This window comes from Paraburkholderia sp. IMGN_8, assembly GCF_038050405.1.
Taxonomy (GTDB): domain Bacteria; phylum Pseudomonadota; class Gammaproteobacteria; order Burkholderiales; family Burkholderiaceae; genus Paraburkholderia.
In genome coordinates this window covers 60,758-72,568 of the sequence record NZ_CP150901.1, presented here as the reverse complement: position 1 = coordinate 72,568, position 11,811 = coordinate 60,758, and the positions used below count along the sequence as shown (strand labels likewise).

Genomic DNA, 11,811 nt, shown 5'->3' with positions numbered 1-11,811 from the left:
GTTGTACTTGATGTGCAGGTGATGCCATGCTCTTACACAATCGCGCCCATTCCGTTGACGCGGCTGGCCCGTTGAAGCCGTCCGCCGGACCGGTTGCTAAAAAGCGCTCCTTTCGCAACCAGTTCGAAGCCATTCTTCCGAAGCTCGTTCTCAGTCCGACGCTGATCGTCACGCTCGTTTTTGTCTACGGCTTTATCGCATGGACGACGATTCTCTCGTTCACCCGCTCTCGCGCGTTCGCCAACTTCAAATGGGCGGGCTTTCTGCAGTATGGCCGCGTTTGGGAACATCCGCGCTGGCATGTGGCCGTGACGAACCTGGGTATCTACGCATCGCTGTATGTCGTGCTCTGTCTCGTGATCGGCCTTACGCTGGCCATCCTTCTAGACCAGAGAATCCGCGCCGAAGGTGGTCTGCGCGCCATATTTCTCTATCCGATGGCGCTGTCGTTCATCGTCACCGGCACAGCGTGGAAGTGGATTCTCAATCCGGGGCTCGGACTCACCAAGCTCTTCCATGACTGGGGATGGTCCAGCTTCCAGTTCGACTGGATCATCAGTGACGACATGGCCATTTACACGGTGGTGATCGCCGCGGTGTGGCAGGCCTCCGGCTTTGTGATGGCGATGTTTCTTGCAGGCCTCCGTGGAATCGATCAGGAGATGATCAAGGCAGCGTCGATCGACGGGGCGCGTATGCCGGCGATCTACCGCCGCATCATCATCCCGCAGTTGCGTCCCGTGTTCATTTCCGCGCTCGTCATTCTCGTGCACCTGGCCGTCAAGAGCTACGAGCTGGTGATCGCGCTAACCGGAGCAGGACCGGGCTACGCCACCGAACTGCCGTCGACGTTCATGTACTCGTTCACCTTCACGCGAAACGAGCTCGGCATGGGCGCAGCCAGCGCCGTGATGATGCTGTGTACCGTCGCCGCCATTATGGTGCCGTATCTCTATTCCGAAATGCGCCCCCGCCGTACCGCGGGTGGGCACTAAGCGAATCATCAAGCCTCAAGGAGACAATGATGGCTGCCAAATCATGGGACTCACCACAGATGGTGGTGGGCAAGCATAACTACATCTCACGCATCGTGATCTACTCGATGCTGGCTATAACAGCCGTGGTGTACCTCGTACCGCTGCTTGTCATGCTTTTGACTTCGTTCAAGCCGCTGCCGGAAGTCTACGCGGGCAATATCCTCGCGCTGCCTCACGAATGGACCCTGGCCGCGTGGGAAAAAGCGTGGGGCACGGCGTGTGTGGGCCTCGATTGCTCAGGGGTGAAAGGCTTCTTCTGGAACTCGTTCCGGATGGTGTTTTCAGCCGTGACGCTCTCCACATTAATCGGCGCACTGAATGGCTACGTGCTGACCAAGTGGCGTTTCAAGGGCGACAACGTGCTGTTCGCGCTCGTCCTGTTCGGTTGCTTCATTCCGTTCCAGATCGTCCTCATCCCAATGGCGTCGTTCCTCGGCAAGGTCGGGCTTGCACAGTCGATTCCCGGCCTCGTGTTCGTTCACGTCGTGTATGGCCTCTGCTTTACGACGCTCTATTTTCGCAACTACTACATCGCGTTTCCGGACGAACTCGTCAAGGCAGCGATGATCGACGGCGCCCGCTTCTTCCGGATCTTCTTCCGGATTCTGCTTCCTAACTCGGTGCCGATCATCACCGTCACGGTGATCTGGCAGTTCACGAATATCTGGAACGACTTCCTGTTCGGCGCCTCTTTCACGACCGGCAGCACGGCGCCGATCACGGTCGCGCTCAACAACATCGTCAACACGTCCACCGGTGTGAAGGAATACAACGTCCAGATGGCAACGGCGATGATCGCCGCCTTGCCGACGCTTCTGGTCTATGTAATCGGCGGTCGTTACTTCGTTCGCGGTTTGATGGCCGGCTCGGTCAAGGGGTAAAACATGTCTTCTCTGCACGTATCAAATGTCCGCAAGGCGTACGGCTCCACGGAGATCCTGCGCGAGATCAATATCGATGTCGAAGACGGGGACTTCCTCGTTCTGGTCGGCCCCTCCGGTTGCGGCAAGTCCACCCTGCTCTCCTTGATCGCGGGCCTGGACACGCTAAGCGGCGGCGAGATTCGCATCGGCGACGACAAGGTCAACGATCTGCATCCGAGCGAACGCGACATCGCGATGGTGTTTCAGAGCTATGCGCTGTATCCGAACATGACCGTCGGCCAGAACATCAGCTTCGGCCTTGAGATGCGCAAAGTGTCGAAGCCGGAACGCGAGAAAGCCGTGCAGGATGCCGCGCGCCTCTTGCAGATCGAGCACTTGCTGGACCGTCGCCCCGCGCAACTTTCCGGCGGTCAACGTCAGCGTGTCGCGATGGGCCGCGCGCTGGTGCGGCATCCCAAGATCTTTCTCTTCGACGAACCGCTCTCGAATCTCGACGCCAAGCTTCGCGTCGATATGCGCACCGAGATCAAGAAGCTGCATCAGCGACTCGGCGCAACGATCGTCTACGTCACACACGACCAGATCGAGGCCATGACGCTTGCTACCCGGATCGCCGTGATGAAGGGCGGCATTCTTCAGCAGCTCGGCACGCCCGCTGAGGTCTACAACACGCCCGCGAATACCTTCGTGGCCACGTTCATGGGATCGCCGTCGATGAATCTGATCCCGGCTCGCATCGAGCAGAGGAACGGCTCGCTCAATCTTCACATCGGCAGCGGTCAGGATGGGGTCGATCTGGCTTTGCCGCCCCAGCCGCCAGCCGTGGAGCGGTATGTCGGGAAGAACGTGATAGCGGGTCTTCGCCCCGAAGCGATAGGCGTCGAGAACGAGCGCGCCACGTCGTCCATCCGCACTGTCCCGGTGAAGATCAACGTACTCGAGCCCACCGGGCCCGACACGCTGGCCGTTCTGGAGTTCGGCGGCATGGAGGTGTCGGCACGGTTGGGGGCAGATATGCCCCATCGGTCCGGCGAGCGCTGCGAGCTACGAGTGGATCTCTCGAAACTTGTCCTCTTCGACGCTGAAACGGAAGCCCGGATTCATTGAGCCACGCACGGCGCTCCGGCGCCTCGAGCATAGATAGATGGTGTAGCCATGAGCAAGTCAGAGGGAAAGCAACCGACCGCACTGGTAACGGGCGGCCGGCGAGGCATCGGTCGATCGATCTGCGTTGCGCTTGCGCACCGCGGGTTCGACATTGTTTTGACGGATCTCGTGCAGGATGAAGAGGCGGAGCACACCTGCGCGCTGATCCGGCAGGAAGGCCGGGACGCGCTCTTTGTGCAGAGCAACCTGAGCGACCTCGGTTCGCACGCCGACGTTCTCGAGAAGGCCGTCCGTTTCAAAGGCAGCGTCGAGTGCCTCGTGAACAACGCGGGCGTAGGTTCGCCGAGCCGGGGAGATCTGCTCGATGTCTCTTCCGAGGCATTCGATGCCGTGCTCGGCATCAATCTGCGCGGAACGTTTTTCATGTCGCAAGCAGTAGCCCGCCACATGACGGCCATACCGTCCGACCTTACCCGCTCGATCATCACGGTCTCGTCGGTATCCGCGGAGATGGCCTCACCCGAACGCGCGGAGTACTGCCTGTCGAAATCCGCCTTACCCATGATGACCCGGCTTTTCGCACTGCGCTTAGCCCGCGCGAATATCGCCGTCTTCGAAGTCAGACCCGGGATCATCAGAACGCCGATGACGGCGAGCGTCGCACAAAAGTACGAGGCACGTTTCGAACAGGGCCTCGTCCCGGCCGGGCGTTGGGGCGAAAGCGATGAGGTCGGCCAGGCGGTCGCCACGCTAGCCGATGGCTCGCTCCCGTTCGCCACGGGGAGTGTGCTGAATGTGGACGGCGGCCTGTCCATTCCCGCTTTTTGAGGTCGGCTGACATGAAAACGACAACATACGACTACGTGATTGTGGGCGGCGGCTCGGCGGGCTGCGTACTGGCCAATCGCCTCAGCGCCGATCCTTCGGTGAAAGTTCTGCTGCTCGAAGCGGGAGGCTCGGATCGCCATCCCTTCTTTGCGATGCCGGCGGGCTTCGCAAAGATGACCAAGGGGATCGGGTCATGGGGGTGGTACACCGTGCCGCAAAAGCATCTGAATAATCGTGTCCTGCGCTTCACTCAGGCCAAGGTGATCGGAGGCGGTTCGTCCATCAATGCCCAACTCTATACGCGCGGCGTGCCTGCCGACTACGACGAATGGGAGAGCAAGGCCGGCGCCACCGGTTGGTCTTATCGCGACGTTCTGCCCTACTTCAAGCGCTCGGAGAACAATCAGCGCTTTGCCAACGAATATCACGGCTATGGCGGCCCGCTCGGGGTGTCGAATCCGATCAGCCCGTTGCCGATCTGCGAAGCGTTCTTTCAGGCCGGACAGGAATTGGGGATTCCTTTTAACCCCGATTTCAATGGAGCGAGCCAGGAGGGACTCGGGTATTACCAGCTCACCCAGCTCGATGCCCGGCGGTCCTCCACGGCGACCGGTTTTATCAAACCTGTTCTCGGCCGGCCGAACCTGACTGTCTGGATGCAGGCCAGATCGCTGCGGGTGCTTGTCGAGGCGAATCGCGCAGTTGGCGTCGAACTCGTCGTAGGTGATAGTCGCGATCCACAGGTAGTACGTGCCAAGCGGGAGGTCATTGTCTCGTCGGGCGCAATCGGCTCGCCGAAACTGTTGATGCAGTCCGGCATCGGTCCGGCTGATCATCTGGAATCGGTCGGTGTCAAAGCCATTCATCACCTCAGTGGTGTCGGCGGGAATCTGCAGGATCACCTGGATCTCTTTGTCATCGCGGAATGTACGGGTGATCACACTTACGACAAGTACAACAAGCTGCACAACGCAGCATGGGCGGCCTTGCAATACCTGGTGCTGAAAAAAGGGCCTGTCGCCTCGAGTCTCTTCGAAACGGGTGGCTTCTGGTATGCGGACCGCGATGCTCCGTCCCGTGCCCGCTCGCCCGACATCCAGTTTCACCTCGGTTTGGGATCGGGTATCGAAGCAGGCATGGCGAAACTGCAAAACGCAGGGGTGACGTTGAATACTGCGTACCTTCGCCCACGCTCTCGAGGCACCGTGCGCCTGTCGAGTTCCGATCCGGCCGCGGCTCCCCTGCTCGACCCCAACTACTGGTCCGATCCTCACGATCGCGACATGGCGATCAAGGGCCTTCGGCTTGCGCGCGACATCATGAACGCGCCCGCCATGAAGCGGTATGTGCAAAGTGAAGTGCTTCCAGGGCCGCGGGCGAACACGGACCAGGAGCTTTTCGAATACGCATGCGCAAATGCGAAAACCGACCACCATCCGGTCGGTACTTGCCGGATGGGCTCCGCGAACGATCCGGAGACCGTCGTGACGCCCGATCTTCGTCTGATCGGCCTCGACGGATTGCGCGTGGTTGACGCGTCAGTCATGCCGTTCGTGCCTTCGTGTAACACCAACGCACCGACGATCATGGTCGCAGAGAAAGCGGCCGACATGATCATTCAATCCAGATATTGAGAGGGTTTCATGAAGATCAATCTGCCAGCCCACGACGGCGCGATCCAGACCTACGCAATGCAGCATCAGGAAGACGCGGCGCCGCCCGCGACGACCCCAACGTTTAACCGCATTGCCTACGCAGCGGCACACGTCGTCGTTGATCCGCGCGCCGCGTACGAACCATGGGGCAACGCGCCGCGCGTCGATTGGGATAGCACGCTTGCGTTTCGCGAGTATCTCTACGGTCTCGGGTTCAAGGTCGCCGAAGCGATGGACACGGCGCAGCGTGGCATGGGCATTGGCTGGCCGACCGCCGCCGAACTGATCCGGCGCAGCATCGCCCATGCTCGTACGATCCCAGGTGCAGACCTTGCCTGTGGGGCGGGCACTGATCATCTGGATAATGCGCGGCGCCACACGCTGTCGGACATCATCAATGCGTACAACGAGCAGTTCGAGGTAGTGGAGTCCGCGGGTGGCCGCCCGATCATGATGGCGAGCCGCGCGCTCTGCGCTGCGGCCCGGTCCGCCGATGACTACAAAAACGTCTATGACGCCGTGATCTCCTCGTCGCGCAACAAAGTCGTCCTGCACTGGCTCGGCGATGCGTTCGACGCGTCCCTTGCCGGATACTGGGGCAGCAGTGACGTGCAGACTGCGATGGCAACGGTCCTCGACATCATCAGACAGCACCGGAGCAACATCGAGGGGATCAAGATTTCGCTGCTCAATGCCGAATATGAGCGCCAGCTACGGTCCCAGCTTCCCGAAGGCGTCGTCATGTACACCGGCGACGACTACAACTACGGCGACCTGATCGCCGGTGACAGCACCGGCAAATCGCACGCGCTACTCGGCATCTTCGATCCGATCGCGACGGTCGCGTCCCGAGCGCTGGTGGCGCTTGCGGCAGGCGATCTCGAACGCTACCACCAGTTGATTACGCCGACGGTCGCCTTGTCGCGCGAGTTGTTCGTCGCGCCGACGCAGTATTACAAGGCAGGTGTCGTGTTTCTCGCATGGCTGAACGGCCATCAAAGTCATTTCTGGATGGCGGGCGGCATGCAGTCGGCCCGCTCCGTCCTGCATTACGCGGAAGTATTCCGGAAAGCAGATGTGGCTGGCGTTCTGATTCGTCCGGAACTGGCGCGTCGCCGGATGGGCGAATTCCTCAATCTCCATGCTGGAATTGAGAACTAGAAGTGGGTCTCGCCGCATTGAACGCCAGTGGCGTCATTCGGCGAGTGGAAGAACGAGATGCGGGACGTGAGGCCGTCATGCCAACAGGAACAGCTTATTCCGATCAGCTACGTCGCCTGCGAAGGCAGGCGCGTACGACAGTCTTGCCTCGACTCGATGCCGCTGCGTCGAGAGCCATCGGGGAAATTGCCATCAATCTTGCATTGCGACGAGGGCTGTCCGTAAGCGTTTGCATCGCAAGACCGGGGCAGACATTGTTTTTTTGCGCGCTGGACGGTTCTGGCGCACTCGATGAGACGCGACTGCAGGCGCGGATGAAGACGGCGTTGGCGTTCGGACAGAGTTCGATGGAAGTCGGTCTTCGGCTTCGTCAAAGCGGCCGTTCGCTGCCGGATTTCGGATTCGACAATGAAATGCTCAGCATCGAGGGCGGAGCCATTCCGCTGTTCGTTCGCGAGCAGGGACTGAAAGGCGCGGCGGCGATAGCCGGACTCACCAGCGAAGCCGATCATGAACTTATCGTCGAGGCAGTCTGCTGGCATATCGGTGTTGAATACGACCGCAGTTTTGTCGGTTCACCGTTTCAAAGAGCAGTAGCGCAATCGCGGATTCGTAACAACGGTCTGAGAATCTAGGAAGCAAGGAGACAAAAATGACGGGACAGATAGCAGCAAGCATCTCAACGAAACACGAGCCGGATATTGCCGTCAGCGGCAAAGATCTCGGGCGGGTCATCAGCGCCAGTGTCGCCGGCAGCGCGATGGAATGGTACGACTTCAGTATCTACGGCACTGCATCGGCGCTGATATTCTCGGACCTATTCTTTCCCGGGCTGGACAAGGCAGCGGGACTGCTGGCGATATTCGGCGCGTATGCCGCAGGCTTTTTCGCGCGCCCCTTCGGCGGGCTTTTTTTCGGCTGGCTCGGCGACAAGTACGGTCGCAAGAGTGTGCTCGTTGCGACGGTCCTGCTGATGGGAGGGTCGACATTCTGTATCGGTCTTCTACCGACCTATCACGAGGTCGGCGTCTGGGCAGCGGTGCTTCTGGTGGCGCTGCGGCTGCTGCAGGGCTTCGGCGCCGGCGCGGAGCAAGCCGGCGCCTCCTTGATCGTTTCAGAATTCGCACCGCCCAGCCGACGCGGTTTTTACGCCGCCCTGCCATTCGCGGGATGCATTGTCGGCATCTTGCTGGCCAATGGGATTTTCACCGTCGTGCAGCGATTGCCCAAGGAAGAATTTCTGAGTTACGGATGGCGCGTGCCGTTTCTATTTAGCGCCGCTGTGATCGTCGCCGGCATTGTTATCCGGATGCGGGTGAAAGAAAGTCCTGTGTTCGAGGAAATCAAAAAGACGGGTCATGCGAGCAAGCGCCCGGTCCGCGATCTGATGTCTGAGGCACGCGGCACGTTGCTGGTCGCGTTCTGTCTACGAGTTGGCGAAAACGGCTCCTCCTACCTCTACCAGGTGTTCGCATTGAGCTACCTGACCAAGGTGTTGCTGGTCGACAAGTCGGTCGGCACGATCGGGGTCACGATTGCGGCAGCGCTAGCAGTATTGACTATCCCGTTGATGGGCTGGCTCTCCGACCGATTCGGTCGGCGCCTGATGTATCGGCTCGCCGCTCTCTTTACCTGTCTCTGGGCATTCCCTGCATTCTGGCTGTTCAGCTCAAAGGATCCCGTGCTGATTGTCGTCAGCATGGCGATGGCGATCGGTGTCGGTGTATTCGGAATGTACGGCATCCAGGGCGCGTACTTCCCCGAACTTTTCAATGCGCGCTATCGGTATACCGGCATTGCCGTGAGCAAGGAGTTCGCGGCAGTCGCGTCGGGTGGTATCGCACCGTTCATTGCCACGGCCTTGCTGGCCTGGGCACACGGTGCGTACTGGCCGATCGCGACGTACATCGCCGTGCTGGCTGGCATCAGCTTCGTGGCCACTTTCTTCGCGCCGGAAACGCGCGGAATCAGCTTGCGGAAGTGAGGAGCGATGAGCGAGCGACCGGTAGTGAAGCTTCCCTGATCTAATCAGGCCTTTCGCCAACCAGGACCGGCGTAGCGGAGCATGCCGCCTGCACTTCTGCAATCAGTGCTGCCGAGCGTCCTTCGTAACGCGGCGAAAAGTGGAACGGCACTACCGTCCGGGCTCCGATCCGGCGCGCGATCAGACCAGCCTGGCGGGCCGTCAGGTGATTCTTGCGCAGGCCATGGCTCTTGTCCTCGTCAAGAAATACGCTCTCGATAAAAAGCAGGTCCACGTCGTGCATTAACTGCGACAGGGTCTCTACGTTCGGTTCCGTGTAGCGTAAGTCCGTTACGTAGCCAATACGCTGCCCAGGAACGATGTCGAGAATCAGGTGACGCAGTTCGCCGACCTGCCGGGTCATGGCGTGCTCGCCATGCCGATCGCGCCACTGAACCTGAATGGGCGTCTCGTCGGGGGCGCCGGTCAGCACCGCATGTTTCAGTTCGCGCAGCCATGCACCCGTCGACACCCCCAGTGCCGCGAGCCGGTCCTTCGCGACCTTGACGCGGGCCTTCTCCTCGAGCACGTACGCAACGCACGGGATGTCATGATCGACAAACCGGCCACGCACGCGAAAGGTTGCTTCGTTGTGCACCACGTCGTCAGATCGTTCAAAGGATGGGCCGGCTTCGCGGGCGAACCGTCTCCGACTGGAAAAGAGTGCGCGCTGCCCGCTACCGTCCACTCCGATTTCGCGCGCGTCGATCACCAGCTCGACCTCGTAGCGATGCACCACGTTCCAAGTATAGGCGCTCAGCTTGTGTTCGACTTGCGTAAGAAAGTTGAGGCCGCCAAACATCACGATGCCAGCCTTGCGCCCGAGCATCACGCGCAAGAGATGATCGAAGCCGGAAAAATGGTCCATGTGCGTATGGGTAACAAACACATGCGACAAACGCATCAGGTGGCGAGGCAGCAGCCCGGCGATATCGCCAAGATCGAAAAGGAGGGCACGCCGTTCGTCGCGAAAGTCCACGTATAGACCTGGGTCGCCAAACGCGTCATTGACAAGCCATGGTTTGAAGAGGGCGTGCATGAATCTGTCAGGGTGGCGTACGAATGGCTGTTGGTGTACCGGGCCGGAGCGCCGGGAAGATCGAGGCGTGGGCATCCTCCTCAATTTTCAGACGTACGTGCGGCAGCGGGTATTAGAAGAATTCCGAGTCTATATGCATGTTCAGGCAAGCGTTCAGCAGACTTCCAAGCGCAGCGCCGCGTCGTTTAAGTAGCTACTCCGATACGGTGCTTGTTACGCGGCAGTTAAACGACAACGCCTCTCGCATGATCCATCCCTCAGGTGGATGAACGTAGTATGGATCTTCTTCGTGCTATGGCAAAAATCAGAACCGTCCGGGGCCTCAGTCCCGGCTCGTAAAAACCGTCAATACCCCGATGTAGCCGGCTTGTTTAGCACCTGTGCAACGTTGGCCTGCGTGACCGCAATCAAGTGCCGGGATCGAATGGCTGCAATTGGCGTGTGCCCGGCTAAGGCGGCGCTATTCCAGTGGGTGAAAGCCATGCCCGGCAAACGCTTCAGCCGGAAGCAAACCGAAGCACTCACGGAGGTATTGAAAACGCTGAAGCCTTCGGGCACAGCATACGCACGTGTACTCGACTTCTGTCGGCGAGAAGGGTGTACGCAAGCTGCGCCATCCGATGGCGTTGCTCGCCGCGAACCGGCGGAGTCTTGAAAGCGTACGTCTTGCGATATGGCACGCGGAAGTGAATTCCGCAAGGCGTTGCCTGACTTAACTGCGCGGATGCTTCTCAACAGTTTGCTGGTCTGTTTAGGCCGGTTCCTGCCAATCACGTCATGGGCACAACCCCTGATGTCCACGACCGCCGCTAGTCGACCCTGAAGCGACATTCAACGTTCCACCTCGCAGTCGTCCGCTCACAGGCGTTGAGCAGACATTCGGGAAATCGGCTTGGATGGCTGTCCCTCGGCTGCTCCGGGCAGCTGTACACGGTTGCCAACCGCTCACCAATGTCGACTTTGCGTCATCACCGGCTCATCGGAGCTATCGGCCACAGTTTCGGACGCTTGACCTCGACGACCGTAAGCGGACGATCACCTGTGCGATTGCAGGGCGCGACGTGGCAGGGCCACGCCGACACACGTCAAGACCGGCGCGAAGGCACATGGGGTCTGTGGTTACTGATCGGGGCCGCTCGCTGCCAGCGTCCCGATTCATGAGCGATGTGGCGCGAAATGCATTACTCCGCCCGCATCGCTCCGGATCGACAAGGCCATATCACTCCTTCCCCCCGTCGTTAATCCCGCTTCCACTTCGCCATACCTGCTTGCCCCGCTCGGAGAGTTCGCCGCAACTATGCTCCGCGTCCGCCTCCGTCCCTTCTATCGCCATTTCGCCGCCTGCCTGTTCCTGTGCCTTTTGCTTCTGCCTGTGCCGCGCTGCCACGGTTTCATCGTGCGACCTGCCTGCGTAATTCATGGTCATCTCGCAACTCCTCCAAAAAGTAGTCTTTGTGACCTGCCAATCTGCCCAGCGAGTGTCATTTCTGGAGCGACAATCCCAATTGCTTGAGTAGCCTGTCCAATACATGGTGTTCATCCAACCACTGAATCTTCCGCTTCCGCTGGAGGCTGTGCCTATACCGCTGCAGCGACGCGCCGGACATTAGCACCATCCCGATCAGGATCCCTCACATTGCGTACGTCATATCATCCTTTTCAGTGGTATATCTTAGGTAACCAGAGAAATAAAAGCAGCGATTGTCATTCACCGATCCTTGTTTCGTACGCTTCCTTTCTCGCAGCCGCGGCCTGTAGTCACGGTGCGACGCCCGATCACCGATTTCCAATCAAAAGCATTCTGCGTCCCGGAAATCAAAAAGCCGGCGATGTACGGGGCGAGCGACACAGGCCGACAGCAGCGCCATCAACTCGTTCTCCCAGTTCCAACGCTGAATGTGATCCAACCATGGCCGGTCAACGGCCACGCCGTTCGGTTCGGCCAGCAGATCTGCACCGTCCAGGGATACCGGCACGGTCGGTATCCCGTCGACACACGGCGCAAGAATGTATGTCTTCACCTCGACGGCCTTGGTGTAAACAACTGGCAGGATAGGCGCTGGCGGCTGCGGCGCGT

The 11,811-nt window shown here is 59.7% G+C and carries 11 protein-coding genes; 8 read left to right on the top strand and 3 right to left on the bottom strand.

Annotated elements, in window-relative coordinates:
* Positions 1-26: 26 nt before the first annotated feature.
* Genes WN982_RS21500 through WN982_RS21465 form a run of 8 tightly spaced genes read left to right on the top strand, consistent with a single transcriptional unit; the run spans position 27 to position 8,656 of the window.
* The gene (locus tag WN982_RS21500) at positions 27-995 is read left to right on the top strand and encodes a sugar ABC transporter permease (RefSeq protein ID WP_341317717.1); all 969 of its coding nucleotides are present in this window, start codon (positions 27-29) and stop codon (positions 993-995) included.
* Between the two features lie 59 nt (positions 996-1,054).
* Complete coding sequence (locus WN982_RS21495; RefSeq protein WP_341319589.1) at positions 1,055-1,918, top strand: carbohydrate ABC transporter permease; 864 nt, start codon at positions 1,055-1,057, stop codon at positions 1,916-1,918.
* A 3-nt stretch (positions 1,919-1,921) separates the two neighbouring features.
* Positions 1,922-3,028 carry a sn-glycerol-3-phosphate ABC transporter ATP-binding protein UgpC gene (gene ugpC, locus WN982_RS21490; protein ID WP_341317716.1) on the top strand — a complete coding sequence of 369 codons (1,107 nt, stop codon included), beginning with the start codon at positions 1,922-1,924 and terminating at the stop codon, positions 3,026-3,028.
* A gap of 48 nt (positions 3,029-3,076) precedes the next feature.
* A complete protein-coding gene (locus WN982_RS21485) occupies positions 3,077-3,856 on the top strand; it encodes a 3-ketoacyl-ACP reductase (protein ID WP_341317715.1) in 780 nt (259 codons plus the stop codon).
* Between the two features lie 11 nt (positions 3,857-3,867).
* Entirely contained in the window at positions 3,868-5,490 is a 1,623-nt protein-coding gene (locus WN982_RS21480; protein WP_341317714.1) for a GMC family oxidoreductase N-terminal domain-containing protein, read from the top strand.
* 9 nt (positions 5,491-5,499) lie between these two features.
* Positions 5,500-6,672 (top strand): dihydrodipicolinate synthase family protein, encoded by a 1,173-nt coding sequence (locus WN982_RS21475; protein ID WP_341317713.1) that lies wholly within the window; start codon positions 5,500-5,502, stop codon positions 6,670-6,672.
* A 2-nt stretch (positions 6,673-6,674) separates the two neighbouring features.
* Positions 6,675-7,307: a heme-binding protein gene (locus tag WN982_RS21470; RefSeq protein ID WP_341317712.1), complete on the top strand. Its 633-nt coding sequence runs from the start codon at positions 6,675-6,677 to the stop codon at positions 7,305-7,307.
* Positions 7,308-7,324: 17 nt separating this feature from the next.
* Entirely contained in the window at positions 7,325-8,656 is a 1,332-nt protein-coding gene (locus WN982_RS21465; protein ID WP_341317711.1) for an MFS transporter, read from the top strand.
* A 40-nt stretch (positions 8,657-8,696) separates the two neighbouring features.
* On the opposite strand, the gene WN982_RS21460 is transcribed toward WN982_RS21465, so the two are convergent.
* From WN982_RS21460 to WN982_RS21450, 3 genes are all read right to left on the bottom strand, one after another.
* Positions 8,697-9,734, bottom strand: coding sequence for an MBL fold metallo-hydrolase (locus WN982_RS21460; RefSeq protein ID WP_341319588.1), 1,038 nt, complete (start codon positions 9,732-9,734; stop codon positions 8,697-8,699).
* Positions 9,735-10,953: 1,219 nt separating this feature from the next.
* Positions 10,954-11,160: a hypothetical protein gene (locus WN982_RS21455; protein ID WP_341317710.1), complete on the bottom strand. Its 207-nt coding sequence runs from the start codon at positions 11,158-11,160 to the stop codon at positions 10,954-10,956.
* A 364-nt stretch (positions 11,161-11,524) separates the two neighbouring features.
* Positions 11,525-11,755: a hypothetical protein gene (locus tag WN982_RS21450; protein ID WP_341317709.1), complete on the bottom strand. Its 231-nt coding sequence runs from the start codon at positions 11,753-11,755 to the stop codon at positions 11,525-11,527.
* Positions 11,756-11,811: the final 56 nt, after the last annotated feature.